Here is a 20,243-nt window from a genome sequence, read left to right as displayed (position 1 = left end):
ATTACTAAATTTTAAGGAGGGTTTTGTCCATGATAGAAATAGAAAAACCGAAAGTAGATATCGTCGAGATAGGCGAAAACTATAAATATGGTAAATTTGTAATCGAGCCTCTAGAAAGAGGATATGGTATTACTATAGGTAATGCTTTAAGAAGAATATTATTATCTTCTCTACCAGGGGTAGCTGTTAATGCTATAAAAATAGATGGAGTACTTCATGAGTTCTCTACTATTCCTGGAGTAAAAGAAGATGTAACAGAAATAATATTAACTTTAAAAGAACTTTCTGCTACTATCGATGAAGATGTTGAAGAAGGTAGAACAATTAGAATAGAAGCTCAAGGGCCATGTACTGTAACAGGTGCAGATATAATATGCCCTCCAGATGTAGAAATAATAAGTAAGGATTTAGTTATCGCTACGCTTGATGACAATGCTAAGTTTAATATGGACATATATATAGATAGAGGTAGAGGATATGTTTCTGCAGAAGATAACAAATCTGACAATGTGCCAATAGGCGTATTACCTGTTGATTCAATATATACTCCTGTTGAAAAAGTTAGCTACCACGTGGAAAACACTAGAGTTGGTCAAAAGACAGATTACGATAAATTAGTTCTTGAAGTTTGGACTAATGGAAGTATAAATCCTCAAGAGGGAATATCTCTTGCAGCTAAAGTTTTAGTTGAACATCTTAACTTATTCATAGATTTGACAGAGCATGTAAGCAATGTTGAGATCATGGTAGAAAAAGAAGAAGATCAAAAAGAAAAAGTTCTTGAAATGACTATAGAAGAATTAGATCTATCAGTTAGATCGTACAACTGTTTAAAGAGAGCGGGAATTAATACAGTTGAAGAGCTAGCTAATAAATCTGAAGATGATATGATGAAGGTTAGAAACTTAGGTAAAAAGTCACTAGAAGAGGTTATCCAAAAACTAGAAGAACTTGGCTTACGTTTAAGACCTAACGAAGAATAAGATCGCGAAGGAGGGAAATAGCATGGCTAAGTACCGTAAATTAGGACGTGAGACATCTCATAGAAACCTAATGTTAAGAAACTTAGTAACTAGCTTACTAAGAAATGGTAAAATAGAAACTACAGTTACAAGAGCTAAAGAAACTCGTAGAATGGCTGAAAAAATGATCACTTTAGGAAAAAAAGGCGATCTACATGCTAGAAGACAAGTTTTAGCTTATGTTATGGACGAGACAGTAGTAAATAATTTATTTACTGAATTAGCTCCAAAGTATGCTGAAAGAAATGGTGGATACACTAGAATAATCAAAAAAGGGCCAAGAAGAGGCGATGCCGCTGAAATGGCAATAATTGAATTAGTATAATAATCATAGGAGTTACCTTTTGATGAATTTCATCGAGGGGTAGCTCCTTTTTTATTTATATGTATAAGTTGTTAAGCTGGTAATGTAAAATAACCTGTAGTAGATTTGAAATAACTATTACAGGTTATTTTTATATACGAATTTACTTGATTTAAGTTACAGCCTTGATTATTTTTGTATTAATTGATAAAATAAAATAATTTTAATAAGAGATATCACTATCAATACACTAAAGAAAGGTGGATTGTCTATGAACGTAAAAGAAAACTATATAAAAGCAGTAATATTGGAGGAGAATGATTCAAAAGATTACTTTATGAGTATTCCGGCTATATCTCATCTTACAAGTTTAGAACTAAAAAAACCAATTACTTTTTTTGTAGGTGAAAACGGTACAGGTAAATCTACACTTCTAGAAGCTATTGCAGTTTGCTTTGGATTTAATCCGGAGGGCGGTAGTTTAGACTTTATGTTTAACACAAAAGATAGCCACTCCGAACTATACGAATACATTACCCTTATGAAGGGCTTAAAGAGGCCTAAGGACGGTTTTTTCTTGAGAGCTGAGAGTTTATATAATGTAGCTACATATATTGAGGAGACGGAGAAATTTAGCACAAATATAGTAGAATATGCAAGATATGGTGGAAAATCACTTCATGAACAATCTCACGGTGAGAGTTTTTTAAATTTAATGAACTCGAGGTTTACTGAAGAAGGTATATATATACTTGATGAGCCAGAGGCAGCTTTATCACCACAAAGACAGTTAGCACTAATGATTATATTAAAAAATTTAGTTAAAAATGGATCACAGTTTATAATTGCTACACACTCGCCCATACTGTTGGCTATTGATGATGCAGATATATTTAGTTTTGATGGTTATGAGATAGAGAAGTTGTATTATGAAGAAACAGAGCCGTATCAAATTACCAAAATGTTTATAGAGGACCGAAAAAATATATTAAGTAGATTATACGAAATAGACGAGCAATCAGAAGATCTTAAAGTTGAAGAGACTATAGATTATAAGATAGTACCTGAACAATTAAAAAAGTATGAGGAGTACGATAGATTACAGAAATATTAATGGACTTATGTTACAACACCTTAATTTCTCTGATACATTTTTAGATTATACATAACTTGAAAATAATTGTTTAGCTTTATTTTTTTAATGTATATATATGGTATAATAATGTGTAAACTAGAATTATAAAGACTTAGAGAGACTGAGACTGCTTACAAAAGGAGCTGGCGATGAACAATATAGTAAAAGTTAACAATATATCATTTGAATATGTTACAGAAGAATCTAGAGTCAAAGCTATAGATAATTTGAGTCTAGATGTTAAAGAGGGCGAATTTGTGGTTATTATTGGACATAATGGCTCAGGTAAATCGACATTATCAAAAAATTTAAATGCAATCTTATTGCCGACTGAAGGCAGTATACTTATAGATGGAATAGATACAAGATCCGAAGAAAAGCTTTGGGATATTAGGCAAACTGCCGGAATGGTATTTCAAAATCCAGATAATCAGATAGTAGCTACAATCGTTGAAGAGGATGTAGCATTTGGACCTGAAAATTTGGGAATAGCACCTAAAGAGATTAGGGAAAGAGTAGAAAAGGCCCTTAAAAGCGTAAATATGTACGAATTTAGAAGAAGACAGCCTCATCTACTATCTGGAGGACAAAAGCAGAGGGTGGCAATCGCTGGAATAATTGCAATGAAGCCAAAATGCATTATTTTTGATGAAGCTACTGCAATGCTAGATCCATCTGGTAGAAAAGAAGTTATGAGGACTATAAAAGAGTTAAACAGTAAAGAGAATATAACAACTATACACATTACACACTTTATGGAGGAAGCTGTAGAGGCTGATAGAGTTATAGTAATGGAAAAAGGAAGAAAGATACTAGAGGGGACCCCAAGAGAGGTATTTAGTCATATTAAAGAGCTTAAAGAGATAGGTCTTGATGTTCCTTGCATGACAGAATTGTCTAGTCTTCTTAAAGAAGAGGGTGTAGACATTTCTGATGATATATTAACAGTGGATGAGATGGTGATAAATTTATGTCAATTGTAGTAGAAAACTTAACGCATATATACGATGAAGGTATGCCATTTGCTAATAAGTCATTAGATGATGTTTCGTTTAATATAGCTGATGGTGATTTTGTGGGGCTTATCGGACATACAGGATCAGGTAAATCTACACTTATTCAGCACCTAAACGGGATACTTAAGCCTTCTTCAGGAAAAATATATATAAATGATTTTGATATTACTAAAAAAGATTTAAACCTTACTGAGATAAGAAAAAGAGTAGGGGTAGTGTTTCAATATCCAGAATATCAGCTATTTGAAGAAACTATAAGCAAGGATGTTGCTTTTGGTCCAAGTAATCTCGGACTGAGTGTAGAAGAGATAAACAAAAGGGTAAAAGAATCAATGGAGTCTGTTGGCCTAAATTACGAAGATTATAAAGATAAGTCTCCATTCGATTTATCTGGCGGTCAAAAACGTAGGGTTGCCATAGCTGGTGTGATAGCTATGAATCCAGAGGTTTTAATATTAGACGAGCCAACAGCAGGTCTAGATCCTGGTGGAAGGGATGAAATATTCGAATTAATAAAAACCCTACATAAAAAGAATAACATGACTGTCATATTATCATCTCATAACATGGATGATATGGCTAAACTTGCAAACAATATAATAGTTATGAATAAAGGCCGTATAGAGTTTATGGGTGCCCCTAGAGAAATATTTAAGTCGAATTCTAAAAGACTTAAAGAAATAGGTTTAGATATACCTCAAGTTCTTGAACTCGCAATTAAGCTTAAAGATAGAGGATTTGATGTAAGAGGAGATATAATAACAGTAGAAGAAGCTAAAGAAGAGATATTAAGAGTGCTGAGAGGAAGGGAAAAATGCTAAAAGATATTACAATAGGACAATACTATCCATCTGACTCTACGATTCATAGATTAGACCCAAGAATAAAGCTTATAGCTACATTGATTTTTATGGTATCGATATTCATTATAAATAAATACTGGGCTTATTCTGTGGTATTAATCTCGATGCTTGCAATGATAAAGTTGTCTAATATACCTGTTAAATTAATAGTAAAAGGAATCAAACCGCTAAAGTGGATTATATTATTTACGTTTATTATAAACTTGTTTTTTATACCTGGAGACGTTATATGGTCATTTGGAATATTTAAAATAACATCACAGGGCTTGAGTCAAGCTATATTTATGGCTACAAGGCTTATATTCTTAGTTGCCGGAACATCGATACTTACACTTACTACATCGCCAATAGAGCTTACAGACGGAATAGAGAGACTCTTAAAGCCGTTTAACAAGGTGGGACTACCAGTACACGAATTGGCTATGATGATGACAATAGCTTTGAGATTTATACCTACATTACTTGATGAAACTGACAAGATTATGAAGGCTCAGATGTCTAGAGGAGCTGATTTTGAAAGTAAAAACATAATAAACAGAGCTAAAAATTTAGTTCCGCTTCTTGTACCTCTTTTTGTAAGTGCTTTTAGAAGAGCAGATGAACTTGCGATGGCTATGGAAGCTAGATGCTATAGAGGTGGAGACAACAGAACTAAAATGAGAGAGATCGTTATGACAAAGGCAGATTACATTGCATGGGTTGTTCAATTTATATATTTAATAGCTATAATAGCTACTAGGTTTATTTAGGAGCGTTTTTATGAGAAATATTAAAATAACAGTTCAGTACAATGGTGGTAGATACTGTGGATGGCAAAGTCAACCAGACTCATTAGGAATACAAGGCGCAATTGAGAATGCTTATTACGAAATTACAAAAGAAAAAATAAAAGTTATAGGATCCGGTAGAACAGACTCTGGTGTACACGCACTTGGCCAAGTTGCAAACTTTACTACAGAATCTAGTATTGATGTCGATAAGATACCAAATGCGTTAAATTCAAAGTTGCCTAAAGATATATCGATTGTGGATGTCGAAGAAGTAGATGTAGACTTTCATGCAAGATATAGTGCTAAAAGAAAGTGTTATAGATATATGATTTATAATAATAGATACAGAAATCCAATAGTGAGCGGGTTTTCCTATCAAGTTAAATATGACTTAGACTTTGACAAGATGAAAATAGAATCTAGGTCGTTAATAGGGACATACGATTTTAAAGGATTTATGAGTTCTGGATCTCAAGTAAAAAGTACTGTTAGAACTATATACGATGTAAGACTTCATAAAAATGAAGACATGATTGTACTTGAGATCGAGGGGAATGGTTTTTTATATAACATGGCCAGAATTATAGTGGGAACATTAGTAGATATTGGAAGAGGTAGAATCACTGAACCGCTATCAGACGTTATTGAGTCAAAAGATAGAGGCAGAGCCGGTCACACAGCTCCAGCATGTGGATTATTTCTTAAAAAAGTTTTCTATTAATATTGACATTCAGACTATAGTGTATTAAAATATATAAGCATGTGTTAATAAGTCCACTTGCCCCGGACTTGACATAGACGGAACAATAATTTTTAGGAAAAATAGCTGAGGAGGATAGCGATGAAAAGTTATATAGATAAGCCAGCTGATGTACAAAGAAAATGGTACTTAGTTGACGCTGAAGGAAAAACATTAGGCCGTATGGCTACAGAAATAGCTACTTTATTAAGAGGAAAGCATAAACCAACATTTACTCCTCATGTAGATGGTGGAGACTTCGTTGTTGTAATAAACGCTGATAAGGTAGTATTAACAGGAAAGAAATTAGATCAAAAATTATACAGATATCATACAGGTTATGTAGGTGGATTAAAAGAAATAACTTACAAGCATATGATGGAAACTAAACCAGAAGAAGTAGTAGCACACGCGGTAAGCGGAATGTTACCTAAAAATAAATTAAGAAGCAGAATGATGACTAGATTAAGAGTATTCGCTGGTGCAGAGCACACACACGGAGCTCAAAATCCAGAAGTTATAGACTTTAAATAAGGTTAATCGGTGAAAGGAGGAGTTATCATGGCGAACGTTCAATATTATGGAACAGGAAGAAGAAAGCACTCTGTTGCTAGAGTTAGACTAGTTGCAGGTGAAGGAAATATAACAGTAAACGGAAGAGACTTAAGCAGTTATTTCGATTACGAAACACTTATAAGAGATGTTAAACAACCATTAGTATTAACTGGTAATGAGAATAAATATGATGTTATAGTAAGGGTTGAAGGTGGAGGATTCACTGGACAAGCTGGTGCTATAAGACACGGAATATCTAGAGCTCTACTTAAAGCTGACGCTGATTTAAGACCTGCTTTAAAGAAAGAAGGATTCTTAACTAGAGATGCTAGAATGAAGGAAAGAAAGAAATACGGACTAAAGGCAGCGAGAAGAGCTCCACAGTTCTCAAAAAGATAGTTTTTATATCGATTATTCAAAATCCCAATGGAATTCCATTGGGATTTTTTATATGTATATAAACGAAATACATTTGTAAAGATAAAAAGACTTCTAGATATACTTAAAGAAATAGTTTAATGATAGAAAAAAACTATTTAATGAAAAATCTTATTGTCAAAATCTATTTGATGTTAATACACACACTATATATAATTGAAGATGAGACAAAATATTACAAAATTGGATGATGGAGGGAAAATTATGAAGAGGAAACTATTAGTATTAGCAACAATGCTGATGGTGGTAGCAGGTTTTACGTTAGGATGTTCAAGTCCAGATAAATCAGAAGATACGAAAAAAGACGACAATAAAGCGTCGGTTTCATCAAGTCAAATATATTTTAATGGATCTTCGACTTTAGCACCTGTAATTACATCAATAGCAACAAATTTCAATGAAAAACATGAAACTTGGGATAAGGTTGATTCAAAATTCCCAGAAGAAGCAATATCTATTTATGTAGCAGCGGGTGGTTCTGGACAGGGAACGAAGGCAGTAATAGATGGAACTACAACATTTGGTATGGTTGCAAGAGAAGTTAAAGACGAAGAAAAAGAAAAAATTAATGATTTTAAGGAATATCAAGTGGGAATTGATGCTCTGACATTGGCAGTAAATCCAGAAAATCCTATTGCAGGAAAGGTGGATAATCTATCAAAGGAGCAAATAATTAAGATATTCTCTGGAGAATTTAAAACTTGGAAAGACTTTGATTCATCTCTTCCAGATGAAGAAATAGTAGTTGTAACAAGAGATATAAGTGGTGGAGCACATGAAGTATTCCAAAAGAAAATTATGGGGGACAAAGATGTTACATCAAAAGCTATTCAGGCTCCAACAATGGGCGGATTAGTTGAAAAGATTATTGATAATAAGAATGCTATTGGTTATGCATCCTATGGAGTTGCAAATCAAAATGAAGGTAAAATAAAAGTGCTTAAAGTAGACGGAGTAGAAGCTAATGAAGCCAACATTTTAGATGGTTCGTACATAATTCAAAGACCACTACTTTTAGTAGGATCTGAAAAACCAACAGATGAGCAACAAGCATTCCTTGATGTTATACTTGGAGAAGAAGGACAAGCTATAGTAAAAGAGATGGGATTCATCCCAATGAAATAATTTGTTTCGAAGAAGGATGTGTGTATAGCACCATCCTTCTTTTTTAAAGGAGGAAAAGTAATTGAAAAAAGGACTCCAGTATATTTTTAAAATAATAGTATTTCTTGGAGCTGTATGTACACTACTATTAATGGTTATTATAACAGCCCATATATTTCAAGAAAGCTATCCTGCATTTTCTAAGATTGGTATAGGGAAACTTTTTAATTTAGATGGTGATTGGAGACCATTAAATAATAACCCATCGTACAGCATTATGACTTCAATAGCAGGAACACTTTATGTATCAGGCATAGCTGTAATAATATCAGTATTCTTTGGAATAGGATGCGCATTATTTTTAAATTTTTATCTACCAAAAAATGTTGCAAAGATATGTCTATCTTTCATAGATATAGTAGCTGGAATACCATCGGTTATATTTGGTTTTATTGGGTTGACTATCTTAGTGAAATGGTTTGAAAACAATTTGAGCATGACATCTGGAGAGTGTGTACTTGCCGCTGGAATTTTACTTTCTATTATGTTAATTCCTTTTGTGGTATCCACTTGTAGTGAATCTATTGATAGATCAAGAAACAAATATGAACACACAGCCCTGTCTCTTGGATTTTCAAGAGAGATATTTATTGTAAAAATACTACTGCCATCCTTGAAAATTAGTGTTATTACCTCAACGATGATGGCCTTCGGACGTGGTCTAGGTGAGACAATGGCTGTAATGATGGTTATTGGTAATTCACCTATATATCCAAAATTACTTGGCAGAGCCCAGACTATCCCTGCACTTACCGCTTTAGAGATGGGGAGTGTTGGATTTGGAAGCCTTCATTTATCCGCTTTATACGCAGCTAATTTAGTTTTACTAACTATTCTAACAGTTGTATTTGGCATAGGATATATGTTTAAGAGGAGGTTAAATCAAGATGAAGAAACTAATTAGCAAAATTACAATAAGATCTATTTTGTTTTTTTTAGGAATTTCGGTACTAGGTGTAGTATTCTTTGTATTTGGCTATGTATTCTGGAGAGGCAAAGAGGTTGTTAACATTTCTTTTATTATAGATTCGCCTTCAGGTATGCCTATAGGGACATCGGGAGGAATATATCCTGCGCTTATGGGATCTATCGTTTTGGGGATTTTCTCAGCACTTGTTGGTGGGATATTTGGAATTTTAACAGCCATTTATCTGGTATTTTACGGTCGAAAAGGAATTCTAACTAATTTTATTAAAGTGTCAGCATTTTTTTTGTCTGGAATTCCTTCTATTATATTTGGTCTAGTGGGGTATACATTGCTAATATATAAATTGGGAATACCGAGAAGCATTATTTGTGCTGGGTTAACAGTGTCCGCCATGATTGTGCCATTTGTAGCTATAAGAGTTCAGAAGATATTTAGAGAAAATGAAACTAGGTATATGCAAGAATCTCTATGTTTAGGAATTGGTAAGGAGCATACTATATTACACATGATATTACCTTCATGTCTAGTAGAAATAATAAGCACAGTAGCGCTAGGTATGGCTTATGGGATGGGTGCAGTAGCTCCGATTATGTATACTGGAGCGGTTATGATTTCTTCAATGCCTGTGGAACTCAACAAACCATTTATGTCACTGCCTTATCATCTATATATGTTAGTAAGTGATGGCACTTCATATGAGTATGCTTACGGTACGGCGTTTGTGCTTATGGTATTATTGCTATTTATCCAACTTGCTTGTAGAGGGATAGGTTCTTTAAGAGATGGAGCACAGTGGAGGTCTAGAAAGAATAAGGTGGAATAATCATGAATATAAAGATTGAGCGTTTAAGTATACGATATGGTAAGAAGGAGATATTGACTGATATTTCTCTTTTAATTCCAGAGCAAAAAATTACCGCTATAGTAGGTCAATCAGGGTGTGGGAAATCTACACTTCTTAAGTCTATTAACAGAATTATTGAAGAAGATGGAGGTAAAATAGAAGGAGAGATCTTAATTGATGGTACAAATATAATAGAAATTCCAAAAGAGAAATTGCGTAGAAATATAGGTTTGGTATTTCAACAGCCTATTGTCTTTCCGTATAGTATTGAGAAAAATATTACATTTGTATTAAACTATCATTTTAATTTAAATAAAGAGGAAGCAAAAAATCGTATGAGATATTATCTAGAAATAGCAAAGTTATACGATGAGGTAAAAGATAATTTAAGTATGCCTGCAAATAAATTATCTGGAGGGCAACAACAAAGGTTAGCTATTGCAAGATGTTTATGTGTAGAACCTAAAATACTCTTATTGGATGAACCATGTTCGGCTCTCGATATGAAGAACACCATAGCAATAGAAGAAATGTTGTTAGAGCTCAAAAGTAAATATTCTATAGTAATAGTAACTCATAATATTGCTCAAGCGAAGCGAATTTCGGATCAAGTAATTTTTATGGACAATGGTAGAGTTATAGAAGTATCAGATACCGAGACGTTCTTTGAGGAACCACAAACAGAATTAGCTAAAGAATACATTAAATATATGTAGATTGTATTTTTATACATAATAGCAACGATGTGTTACGAATATAAATAAGAAGTAGCTATGTACGATATATAAATTGAAAAATTAAATTTAAAAAGGAGAAAATATGGTAATTGATATTCCAGGATATAAAACTTTAGAAATAAAAAATTTAATATTAGACTACAATGGAACTGTCGCTACAGATGGTAGCATACATAATGAAATTAAAGAAAAGTTAATTCTTTTATCAGAAGAATTCGATATCTATATCCTTACTGCAGATACATATGGAAATGCTGAAGAACACTGCAAAGATTTACCTATAGTGATAAAGACTTTTCCAGGAGAAAATGCAGCATATTCCAAGTTAGATATTGTAAAATATTTGGGATATGATATTTGTGCTTGTATTGGAAATGGTAGAAATGATTCACTTATGTTTAAAGAATCATCCCTTTCAATTGCAGTTATGGGTGAGGAAGGGGTTTATGCTCCGTTGCTTCTAGATTCGGATTTGTGTGTTGGCTCTATTTCAGATGCTTTAGCGTTATTTTTAAAGCCTTCAAGAATTATAGCGGATTTAAGAGGATAATAATAAGGTAAATATATAAAAAGTTTGAAAAAGTCATTGGATTATAAACAATATCTGGATGATAACTTGTAATTCAACTATACTTAAAATTATAACTATTATAGAAATGGAAATTTAATACAAAATTAACAATATAAAATGAGGTGAATAAGATGAAATTTGTACTTGACAAAAGAGGAGATTCAACGGTCGTAATTGTGGATAGTGTGGATAAGTGTATAAAAAACGTTGAAGATGCACTAGATATAATGGGGTCAATTAGCTATAATTATGAGTGCAATAAATTAGTGATAAGGGAAGAGAATATAGTTGAAGAATTTTTTGATTTAAAGACAAGGTTAGCAGGAGAAATTCTACAAAAATATACAAATTATGGTGTTAAATTGGCTATATCAGGGGATTTCAGTAAGTATGACAGTAAAAGCCTGAAAGATTTTATTTATGAATGCAATAATGGTAAGCAGATATTTTTTGTAGAAGATATAGAGAACGGATTAGATAGATTACACAGTATTTAATATTGTAAGAATATACACAAAAATTATATATACAATTTTTGTGGGCAATGTGGATAACTTATTAAAAAATTTATAAAAATAGACTTAATATCTTGACATTTATGCACACAGGTTATATACTTACTTTAAAATTAAATACTCTTCAGGGCGGGGTGTAAGTCCCCACCGGTGGTTATAGCCCACGAGCCATATGATGGCATGATTCGGTGAGATTCCGAAGCCGACAGTATAGTCTGGATGAAAGAAGAATTATAATATAATAAAATTATAATATTATTGCAGATCAAAAATTTGCTATAGTTTTATGATTTTAATATTTTAGGTAATATCGCTCTGGAATTTGATTGATTCCAGAGCTTTTTTATTTGAGGTATTATTATTTTATATTTATATAATTTAAACGCCCTTATTTTTAGGGCGTTTTTTGTTTTTATTTATTAAAGTATCAGATTTATAAATATTATATATTAATTTTTAAAAGAGGGGTTGAGCATTTGTGAAAGAAGAAGGGCTTTTTATGGATATCGATCAGTCTTTCAATGGTGAAGGCAAAAGGTACATTAATAAAGATCAGATTTATATGAAGATGGCTATTGAGTTAGCTAAAAAAGGTGCTGGAAATGTTAATCCAAACCCTATGGTTGGTGCTGTTATTGTCAAGAGTGGAGAAATAATAGGATCTGGATATCATAAAGAATTTGGAGGACCCCATGCAGAAGTTAATGCAATTGATAGTTGTTCGGATGGATTAGATGGATCGACAATTTATGTAACATTGGAGCCCTGTTGTCATCATGGAAAAACACCTCCTTGTACAGACTTGATTATTAAAAGCAATATAAAAAGAGTTGTTATAGGATCTGTTGACAATAACCCTATAGTAAGTGGAAAAGGAATAAAAATATTAAAAAGTCATGGAATATTGGTAGATATTGATGTATTAAAAAGCGAGTGTGATGAACTCAATGAAATGTACTTTTATTCTAACAAAAATAAAAAACCTTTTGTGTTAATGAAGTATGGAATGACAGCAGATGGAAAAATCGCAACTAATACTGGTGAGTCAAAGTGGATAACGGGTGAGAGATCTAGAAAATATGTACATAAAACAAGAAATAATTTAACTGCAATAATGGCTGGAATAGGAACAGTACTAAAAGATGACCCACTTTTAAACTGCAGGATAGAAAATGGTAAAAACCCAGTAAGGATAGTGTGTGATAGTAAACTTAAAATTCCATTAGACTCCAATATTATAAAAACTTCTCAGAAAATAAAAACAATAGTAGCTACTGTAAGTGAAGATTACAAAAAAATAGAGAAGTTAAAAAATTATGGTGTAAAAATTTTAGAAATAAAAAAATTAAAAGGTATGTTAGATTTAAATGATCTGATGAAAAAACTTTACGATTTAAAAATAGATAGCATCTTACTAGAGGGAGGTTCAACATTAAATTTTAGTGCACTTGAAAGTGAAATAGTCGACAGAATACATGTATATATAGCGCCTAAGATTTTTGGAGGAATACAAAGTGTAACTCCTATTGGTGGATTTGGGATATCTGAAATAGAAAAAGCTGTTAAGTTGGCTTATAGGAAAACCAGGATAATCGATGGGGATGTTTTAATTGAGTATGATGTATCACGTTAAAATAATAAGTCAGTTACTTATCTACTTAGCTACTTAATTACTTAACTTATACTTTATCTGCAAAATAATTTAAATAAATTAAATCGTTTAAAAATATTTAAAACTAAAACAGCTTTAAATATTTTTATCAGAATGGAGAATGCAATGTTTACAGGGATAGTTGAGGAAATTGGAAATGTGAAGAGCGTAATAAAGAACAAGTCATTATTTAGATTGACTATTGATGCTAAAAGGGTTCTTACTGATATTAAGCTTGGTGATAGTATAGCAGTTAATGGAATTTGCCTTACTGCAGAAAATATATCCTCATCATCATTTACAGCTGATGTAATGTCAGAAACTTTGCACAGAAGTACTCTTAAATTCATAAAACAGGGGGATAAGGTGAATTTAGAGAGAGCAATGTCTGCAAAAGGACGATTTGGAGGACATATTGTTTCTGGCCATATTGATGGAGTTGGAACAATATCATCTAGAGAAGATGATGGAAATGCAGTTTGGATTACAATAATAGCAGATAGAGAGATACTTAAGTACATTGTACAGAAAGGTTCCATAGCAATTGATGGAATAAGTTTGACAGTAGCTTATATAGATACAGAGTGTTTTAAGGTCTCAGTTATACCACACACAATGAGTCAAACAATACTCCTAGGAAAAGGGGTAGGAAGTATAGTTAACCTTGAGTGTGATGTTATTGGTAAGTATGTAGAAAAATTAATAGGATTTAAAGATGAATTTAATTATTCAATTTCTCAATATACAGGAATCCACAAATCTAATCTCAGCTGTAAAGAGGGTAATCCATCTATTGATATAGATTTTCTTAGAAAAAATGGATTTTAAAATCTACGAATAGGGTTAGAAATGGATTAAATATAAATTATATAAATAAATTTAGGAGGTTGAGTTATGTCTGAGTTTGGAACAATTAAAGAAGCTATAGAAGATATAAAAAATGGGAAGATGATAGTGGTTACCGATGATCCTGATCGCGAAAACGAAGGTGATCTAATTTGCGCTGCAGAGTTCGCGACATGTGAAATAATAAACTTTATGGCTTCTCAGGCGAAAGGACTTATTTGTATGCCTATGAGTGAAACCATGATTAATAAACTGAGATTGCCTCAAATGGTAGATAAAAATACTGATAATCATGAAACGGCTTTTACAGTATCCATCGATCACGTAGATACAACTACTGGTATCTCCGCACTAGAGAGATCTGTGACCGCTATAAAAAGCACTTTAGAAAATGCCAGACCGGAAGATTTTAGAAGGCCGGGTCATATGTTTCCATTGAAATCTAAAGATGGTGGAGTATTAGAGAGAAATGGACATACAGAAGCGACTATAGATTTTGTAAAATTAGCCGGTTTAAAAGAAATCGGTATTTGCTGTGAAATTATGAGAGAGGATGGAACAATGATGAGAACAAAAGAGCTTAAAGAATTTTCTAAAAATCATGGTTTAACTTTTGTAACGATAAAAGATCTTATTGAGTACAGAAAATCAAATAATATTTAATTTAACAAAGGTAATATTATAAGACTTAATAGGATAACAACTGTATTAAGTAAGATAAATTTTATAGAGTGGTGATTAGATATGAAAATAAAAAAACAAAACGAAAAAACCGATAATATGAATGTAAAAGATAGTAATAACGGTCAGAGTTTTATCAATAAAAAAATGGATCATGTTGTCAAAGCAAATTTACCCACAAAATACGGTAAGTTTGACATACATGGCTATATAAATAGAGACAATGGTGAGCACCATATAGCGCTGGTAATTGGTGATGTCAGCAATGGAGAACCCGTTATGGTAAGAGTTCACTCTGAGTGTCTAACTGGAGATGCATTAGGAAGCTCGAAATGTGATTGTGGTGATCAATATGATGCTGCAATGAAAGCGATAGCAGAAGAAGGGAGAGGAGCCCTGATATATCTAAGACAAGAAGGAAGAGGTATAGGGCTTATCAATAAACTTAAAGCATACTCTCTTCAGGATCAAGGGTTGGATACAGTTGAAGCAAATTTAGCTCTTGGATTTCCAGCCGATTTAAGGGACTATTCAGTGGGAGCTGAAATGCTACTCGATTTAAATATAAAAAAATTAAGACTACTTACAAACAATCCAGATAAAATATCTGGAATTGAAAGGTATGGGTTAGAGATAGTAGAGAGAATTCCGATTGAAACAATACATAAAAAAGAATGTGAATATTATATGCACGTAAAAAAGGAAAAGATGGGCCATATATTAGAAAGTTATAATTAATACTAAAATATAAAGGAGTTAATACAATGAATATTTATGAAGGTAAATTAGTAGCTAGCGAAAATATAAAGATAGGTATAGTTGCAGCGAGATTCAATGAATTTATAGTATCGAAACTTATTGAGGGAGCCTTAGATGGTTTAAAAAGACATGATGTAAAAGAAGAAGATATATCTTTATCTTGGGTGCCTGGTGCTTTTGAAATACCATTGATAGCTGGCAAAATGGCAAAATCAGGGATGTATGATGCAGTTATATGCTTAGGAGCAGTAATTAGGGGTTCTACAACTCATTACGACTACGTTTGTAGTGAAGTATCAAAGGGTATTGCAAATGTGTCTTTAAAAAGTGATATCCCTGTGTTATTTGGGGTTCTTACAACAGAAAATATTGAGCAGGCAATAGAAAGAGCGGGTTCGAAGGCGGGAAATAAAGGTTTTGAAAGTGCAACATCAGCAATAGAGATGGTCAATCTTATAAAATCATTACCACAAAAATAGTAAATTTTAATAGGTCTGCTATTCACTGGGATTTCAGAGATTGCAGACCTATTTTATTAATATTTATAGAATTTTATTTACTGATTTTATATTAAAAATCTACTTTTTCACCGTAGTATATACAATTAAACAACTTAACCATCGTTTCTTTATCTATTTTTCTAGGATTTGAACCAGTACAAGCATCTTCCAGTGCACGCTCACTTATCATCTCAACTTTTTCTTTAAATTCAGCTTCGTCTATTCCGTACTCTTTCAATGTTGCTGGAATATCCATAGCTTTATTCAACTCTTTAATTTTACTAGTAAGTGCATCTATCAGTTCGTCATCGCTATTTCCTTTTAAATCTAGGCGTTTAGCTATTTTTACGTATCGATCTGCACATTCTTTCTTATTATAGTCTATTACATAAGGCAAATATACTGCATTTGCGCATCCATGTGGTATATGGAATACAGCACCTGTTTTATGTGCCATAGAGTGAACGATACCTAAAAGTGCATTACTAAATGCCATACCAGCCATACATTGAGCGTAGTGCATTAATTCACGTGCATTTTTATCACCTTTATAAGAATTTATAACATTTTCATCTACCATTTCTATTGCTTCTAATGCTAATGGATCAGTAAAAGCTGTTGCCATAGTAGAAACATAAGCTTCTATTGCATGAGTCAACGCGTCCATACCTGTGTGAGCTGTTAATTTAGCGGGCATTGTTTCAGCAAGTTCTGGATCCACAATTGCTATGTCAGGTGTTATATTAAAGTCTGCAAGTGGGTATTTTATTTCTGTTTTATAGTCAGTTATAACTGAAAATGCAGTTACTTCTGTAGCAGTACCTGATGTTGATGGAATTGCAATAAACTTAGCTTTTTGTCTAAGCTCAGGGAATGAGAATGGTTGTGTGATATCTTCAAAGCTTGTATCTGGATATTCATAGAAAACCCACATAGCTTTTGCAGCATCAATCGGTGAACCACCACCCATAGATATGATCCAGTCAGGCTCAAAATCTAACATAACTTTGCTTCCGTTTAAAACTGTATCAACTGAAGGATCTGGCTCTACATTTTCAATTAGTTTTGTCTCAATTCCAGCTTCATCAAGGTATCCTAATACCTTATCGACAAATCCGAATCTTCTCATTGAACCGCCACCTAGTACTAGCACTGCTTTTTTACCTTTTAATTCTTTTAACTGTTCAAGTGAACCACTTCCGTAGTAAATATCTCTTGGTAATGTAAATCTAAACATATAAAACACCTCCATAGAAATTTAGTAAAATATTAAGTTTTAAAACTCTTATCGATAATATTTTAACGCTTATTGAAGACTAAATCAAGATTATAAAAGTAGTTTTTAATAGATTCTTTAAATATACAAAAAACAGCATATAACTACATTATATAAGTAGAAAATTTAGGAATTAGAGAAAACTAAAATAAAAGGATTATTATAAAAAGCATTGAATTAAGTAATATTATAAATAAATTTTTATCAAAAGATTTTATTCTATTATAAAATTTTATGGGATAAGCTGAATTACTACTATGTATATAAATTTATTATAATTGTAATGATTAAAATTTAAATTAAAAAATATTTGTTGGAATAAGGAGGAGTAGATATTAAAGGATATGGAATAATTTCAGTTGGAAATGTAAAGATATTCGTTGTGGGTTTACACCAGGCGGGGCTGTAAGGATTTACTTTTTAGCGCTATGACGTTTTAATATAAGATACTAGTGAAACGTGTTACGGGAGTATATAGGATGGATTTAAATTCTCAGTAGTATAATACACGTATTTATTGCATAGGATAAATATTGAAATTCAAATAATAAAATAAATAATAAAAACGTCTATCTTTTTTAATTTAGATGTGAGATAATATTATTTGTAGGAATACACTAATAAATCAAGATAAAGTCTTGATAGGTTAATAGGAGTACATTTAATGAATAATGGAATAGTAAAATGGTTTAATAATGAAAAAGGATTTGGTTTTATAACAGTAGATGGAGGAGAAGATGTATTTGCACATTTCTCAGCTATACAAACTGATGGATTTAAATCATTAGAAGAAGGTCAAAAAGTTAGTTTTAATATAGTTAATGGTGCAAAAGGTCCTCAAGCAGAAAATATAACTATATTATAATAATAGATTTTCGGATTAAAGACACTTTTAGTGTCTTTTTTTATTTGTCAATTTTTAAATATCAGAGAAAGCTTTATAGATGGTAGATACAATAGAAATAAAAAATAGAGTCAAAGGTCCTATATATGCAGTTATATTGTTGTATTCTATGGGAGGAAGGATCACATCAAAGAAAAGTGATACAGCTTTCTTCTATAGAAATGCGAGATATATTGTATGCTTAAATACAGTATGGGAAGAAGATATATACAAATTCAAAATATGAGTTGGATTGACAAGAGGGCTGATTTCGTAGGTTGTATAACTAGAGGATCACATATAAACTTTACATATAGTGGACGTTATAACTATATGGACTAATATTATGGGTTTAATAAATATAGACTTATAGATTTAAAATGTAAGTACGATCCTTGTAATGTATTTAAATTTCCTTAGAGTATTAGGTGATTTAAAACTAAGTGTTTATAAATATTTATAGCCAAAAATATAGGAGTATCTTTTATAATTTACCGTAAATTTTTCTATTATGCTTATAGCATCAAAGTTCTATATTTATAATATATGTTTAACTGGATTCATATAGTTAGTATAGAAGTAATATAAATTTACGGGGTGGTATAGTGAAAAAGTACATAAAATATTATATTTTTAGCGGCATACTGTTGGTCTTATCACTAGTATTAATATCTGAAATAAAGAATGTTTCAGAAGAGGCAATGAAATACACGCCTATTACTAACAAAACAATAATACTAGATGCAGGTCATGGGGGAATAGACCCAGGGGCTCTAACAAAAGATCACAGTACAAATGAAAAAGAGGTAAATTTAGCGATTACACAAAAGCTGAGAGAACTTATAGAGTCAAGTGGCGGGCTTGTTATACTTACAAGGGAAGATGATAGTAGCCTATATAAAGAAGAGGGAAACAAAACAATAAGGCAGAAGTATAACGAAAATCTTAAAAATAGAAAGAAAATCATAGATGAATCAGAAGCCGATATGTTTGTTTCTATACATTTAAATGCATTTGAACAATCTAAGTACTATGGAGCTCAAACATTCTACCCAAAGGATAAAGAAGATAGCAAGGAGCTATCTAAGTGTGTTCAAAGTGAATTAAAAAGAGTGGTAGACAAAACCAATAATAGAGAAGTAAAGCCGAGAGATGATATTTATCTACTAAAAGAGAATCAAATACCGTCTATGTTGATTGAATGTGGATTCTTATCTAATGAAAAAGAGAGTAAATTACTAAAGGATAAAGAATATCAAGAGAAAATAGCATGGTCTATATATGTAGGAATACAAAAATACTTGAGTAACAACAATTAAAATACACTAAAGCAATAGTATTTATCTAGGTAAATTTATTATTATTTTTACCTGGATAATTTTTTTGCAAAAAAGTGTTGACTTTATAAAATATAGGTGGTACTATATACGAGTGCCAAAAATACAGAAAGCTTTTTAAAAGCTTAATTGTATGCACTTTATTGAAAATTCAAGTATTAGAGATAATTAAATATCTTGAAATAGTAATTTAAATTATTTTAAAAAAAGTATTGACAGTTTAAAAAATAAGTGATACTATAATACTTGTCTTAAGAAAAGAAGACGCCATAATTAATCTGGTTACAATAGCAAAGAGGATACACCTGTTCCCATTCCGAACACAGAAGTTAAGCTCTTTAGCGCTGATTGTACTTGGTGGGAAACTGCCTGGGAGAGTAGGTCGTAGCCAGTTAATGCCGAAGTGGCGGAACTGGCAGACGCACAGGACTTAAAATCCTGCGGGACTTACCTCTCGTACCGGTTCGATTCCGGTCTTCGGCACCACATATGATTATTTGGACCATTAGCTCAGTTGGTTAGAGCGCCCGGCTCATAACCGGTAGGTCCGGGGTTCGAGTCCCTGATGGTCCACCATGAATAATTATTGAAAAAAGAACATTGAAAATTAAACAGTAGGTTAATTTATAAGAAAACAAGAAACAAACCATATAAAGCCAGATATTTTGATAACAATAGTATCTGAGCCATCAAATTTTTTATGAGAGTT

The 20,243-nt window shown here is 32.1% G+C and carries 22 protein-coding genes, 2 tRNA genes, 1 rRNA gene, 3 pseudogenes and 1 riboswitch; of the genes and pseudogenes, 27 read left to right on the top strand and 1 reads right to left on the bottom strand.

The window, feature by feature from the left end:
* The first annotated feature begins 29 nt into the window (after window positions 1–29).
* The 20 genes and pseudogenes from KQI18_RS13235 to ribE (KQI18_RS13140) all read left to right on the top strand — a co-directional run bounded on the left by KQI18_RS13235 (window position 30) and on the right by ribE (KQI18_RS13140) (window position 16,017).
* A complete protein-coding gene (locus tag KQI18_RS13235) occupies window positions 30–983 on the top strand; it encodes a DNA-directed RNA polymerase subunit alpha (RefSeq protein WP_216468407.1) in 954 nt (317 codons plus the stop codon).
* A gap of 22 nt (window positions 984–1,005) precedes the next feature.
* Entirely contained in the window at window positions 1,006–1,347 is a 342-nt protein-coding gene (gene rplQ, locus KQI18_RS13230; RefSeq protein WP_216468406.1) for a 50S ribosomal protein L17, read from the top strand.
* A gap of 250 nt (window positions 1,348–1,597) precedes the next feature.
* Window positions 1,598–2,440 carry an AAA family ATPase gene (locus KQI18_RS13225; protein WP_216468405.1) on the top strand — a complete coding sequence of 281 codons (843 nt, stop codon included), beginning with the start codon at window positions 1,598–1,600 and terminating at the stop codon, window positions 2,438–2,440.
* A gap of 170 nt (window positions 2,441–2,610) precedes the next feature.
* Entirely contained in the window at window positions 2,611–3,444 is an 834-nt protein-coding gene (locus KQI18_RS13220; protein ID WP_216468404.1) for an energy-coupling factor transporter ATPase, read from the top strand.
* Entirely contained in the window at window positions 3,432–4,298 is an 867-nt protein-coding gene (locus KQI18_RS13215; RefSeq protein ID WP_216468403.1) for an energy-coupling factor transporter ATPase, read from the top strand. Before KQI18_RS13220 ends, KQI18_RS13215 begins: the two co-directional genes overlap by 13 nt.
* Complete coding sequence (locus tag KQI18_RS13210) at window positions 4,292–5,089, top strand: energy-coupling factor transporter transmembrane component T family protein (RefSeq protein ID WP_216468402.1); 798 nt, start codon at window positions 4,292–4,294, stop codon at window positions 5,087–5,089. Before KQI18_RS13215 ends, KQI18_RS13210 begins: the two co-directional genes overlap by 7 nt.
* A 10-nt stretch (window positions 5,090–5,099) precedes the next feature.
* On the top strand, window positions 5,100–5,831 hold the full coding sequence (gene truA / locus KQI18_RS13205) for a tRNA pseudouridine(38-40) synthase TruA (RefSeq protein ID WP_216468401.1): 732 nt from the start codon (window positions 5,100–5,102) through the stop codon (window positions 5,829–5,831).
* Window positions 5,832–5,951: 120 nt separating this feature from the next.
* Window positions 5,952–6,383, top strand: coding sequence for a 50S ribosomal protein L13 (gene rplM, locus KQI18_RS13200; RefSeq protein ID WP_216468400.1), 432 nt, complete (start codon window positions 5,952–5,954; stop codon window positions 6,381–6,383).
* A 27-nt stretch (window positions 6,384–6,410) separates the two neighbouring features.
* Window positions 6,411–6,803: a 30S ribosomal protein S9 gene (gene rpsI / locus KQI18_RS13195; RefSeq protein ID WP_216468399.1), complete on the top strand. Its 393-nt coding sequence runs from the start codon at window positions 6,411–6,413 to the stop codon at window positions 6,801–6,803.
* A 243-nt stretch (window positions 6,804–7,046) separates the two neighbouring features.
* Window positions 7,047–7,967, top strand: coding sequence for a phosphate ABC transporter substrate-binding protein (locus KQI18_RS13190; protein WP_216468398.1), 921 nt, complete (start codon window positions 7,047–7,049; stop codon window positions 7,965–7,967).
* Between the two features lie 61 nt (window positions 7,968–8,028).
* Complete coding sequence (gene pstC / locus KQI18_RS13185; protein ID WP_216468397.1) at window positions 8,029–8,910, top strand: phosphate ABC transporter permease subunit PstC; 882 nt, start codon at window positions 8,029–8,031, stop codon at window positions 8,908–8,910.
* Window positions 8,894–9,757, top strand: coding sequence for a PstA family ABC transporter permease (locus KQI18_RS13180; RefSeq protein ID WP_216468396.1), 864 nt, complete (start codon window positions 8,894–8,896; stop codon window positions 9,755–9,757). The genes pstC and KQI18_RS13180 overlap by 17 nt, the downstream gene beginning before the upstream one ends.
* A 2-nt stretch (window positions 9,758–9,759) precedes the next feature.
* The gene (locus KQI18_RS13175; RefSeq protein ID WP_216468395.1) at window positions 9,760–10,494 is read left to right on the top strand and encodes a phosphate ABC transporter ATP-binding protein; all 735 of its coding nucleotides are present in this window, start codon (window positions 9,760–9,762) and stop codon (window positions 10,492–10,494) included.
* Window positions 10,495–10,597: 103 nt separating this feature from the next.
* Complete coding sequence (locus tag KQI18_RS13170; protein WP_216468394.1) at window positions 10,598–11,065, top strand: HAD family hydrolase; 468 nt, start codon at window positions 10,598–10,600, stop codon at window positions 11,063–11,065.
* Window positions 11,066–11,217: 152 nt separating this feature from the next.
* Window positions 11,218–11,583, top strand: coding sequence for a DUF4180 domain-containing protein (locus tag KQI18_RS13165; RefSeq protein WP_216468393.1), 366 nt, complete (start codon window positions 11,218–11,220; stop codon window positions 11,581–11,583).
* 134 nt (window positions 11,584–11,717) lie between these two features.
* Window positions 11,718–11,836, top strand: a riboswitch (FMN riboswitch).
* A 264-nt stretch (window positions 11,837–12,100) separates the two neighbouring features.
* Window positions 12,101–13,234 carry a bifunctional diaminohydroxyphosphoribosylaminopyrimidine deaminase/5-amino-6-(5-phosphoribosylamino)uracil reductase RibD gene (gene ribD / locus KQI18_RS13160; protein WP_216468431.1) on the top strand — a complete coding sequence of 378 codons (1,134 nt, stop codon included), beginning with the start codon at window positions 12,101–12,103 and terminating at the stop codon, window positions 13,232–13,234.
* A 144-nt stretch (window positions 13,235–13,378) separates the two neighbouring features.
* Window positions 13,379–14,080, top strand: coding sequence for a riboflavin synthase (ribE, locus tag KQI18_RS13155; protein ID WP_216468392.1), 702 nt, complete (start codon window positions 13,379–13,381; stop codon window positions 14,078–14,080).
* Window positions 14,081–14,146: 66 nt separating this feature from the next.
* A pseudogene (ribB, locus tag KQI18_RS13150) lies at window positions 14,147–14,746 on the top strand (3,4-dihydroxy-2-butanone-4-phosphate synthase); the annotation flags it as partial.
* Window positions 14,747–14,926: 180 nt separating this feature from the next.
* Window positions 14,927–15,517: pseudogene (ribA, locus tag KQI18_RS13145) on the top strand (GTP cyclohydrolase II); the annotation flags it as partial.
* A gap of 26 nt (window positions 15,518–15,543) precedes the next feature.
* The gene (gene ribE, locus KQI18_RS13140; RefSeq protein WP_216468389.1) at window positions 15,544–16,017 is read left to right on the top strand and encodes a 6,7-dimethyl-8-ribityllumazine synthase; all 474 of its coding nucleotides are present in this window, start codon (window positions 15,544–15,546) and stop codon (window positions 16,015–16,017) included.
* A 91-nt stretch (window positions 16,018–16,108) separates the two neighbouring features.
* Here the strand turns inward: ribE (KQI18_RS13140) and KQI18_RS13135 are convergent, their stop codons facing one another.
* Window positions 16,109–17,275 carry an iron-containing alcohol dehydrogenase gene (locus KQI18_RS13135; protein WP_216468388.1) on the bottom strand — a complete coding sequence of 389 codons (1,167 nt, stop codon included), beginning with the start codon at window positions 17,273–17,275 and terminating at the stop codon, window positions 16,109–16,111.
* 703 nt (window positions 17,276–17,978) lie between these two features.
* On the opposite strand from KQI18_RS13135, the gene KQI18_RS13130 reads away from it, so the two are divergent.
* The 7 genes and pseudogenes from KQI18_RS13130 (at window position 17,979) to KQI18_RS13100 (ending at window position 20,110) form a co-directional block, all read left to right on the top strand.
* A complete protein-coding gene (locus KQI18_RS13130) occupies window positions 17,979–18,179 on the top strand; it encodes a cold-shock protein (RefSeq protein ID WP_216468387.1) in 201 nt (66 codons plus the stop codon).
* A 79-nt stretch (window positions 18,180–18,258) separates the two neighbouring features.
* Window positions 18,259–18,444 carry a hypothetical protein gene (locus tag KQI18_RS13125; protein ID WP_216468386.1) on the top strand — a complete coding sequence of 62 codons (186 nt, stop codon included), beginning with the start codon at window positions 18,259–18,261 and terminating at the stop codon, window positions 18,442–18,444.
* A 104-nt stretch (window positions 18,445–18,548) separates the two neighbouring features.
* Window positions 18,549–18,617, top strand: a pseudogene (locus KQI18_RS14600) (BBE domain-containing protein); the annotation flags it as partial.
* A 185-nt stretch (window positions 18,618–18,802) separates the two neighbouring features.
* Window positions 18,803–19,516: an N-acetylmuramoyl-L-alanine amidase CwlD gene (gene cwlD / locus KQI18_RS13115; RefSeq protein ID WP_216468385.1), complete on the top strand. Its 714-nt coding sequence runs from the start codon at window positions 18,803–18,805 to the stop codon at window positions 19,514–19,516.
* A gap of 295 nt (window positions 19,517–19,811) precedes the next feature.
* Window positions 19,812–19,928, top strand: a 5S ribosomal RNA gene (gene rrf, locus KQI18_RS13110).
* Window positions 19,929–19,931: 3 nt separating this feature from the next.
* Window positions 19,932–20,020 (top strand) — tRNA-Leu (locus KQI18_RS13105).
* A gap of 13 nt (window positions 20,021–20,033) precedes the next feature.
* Window positions 20,034–20,110 (top strand) — tRNA-Ile (locus tag KQI18_RS13100).
* The last annotated feature ends 133 nt before the right edge of the window (window positions 20,111–20,243 follow it).

The organism is Metaclostridioides mangenotii (assembly GCF_018917235.1).
In the GTDB taxonomy this organism is placed as follows: Bacteria; Bacillota; Clostridia; order Peptostreptococcales; family Peptostreptococcaceae; genus Metaclostridioides.
Note: the sequence above shows the minus strand (reverse complement) of the source record. Positions and strands in the feature narration are given on the sequence as shown.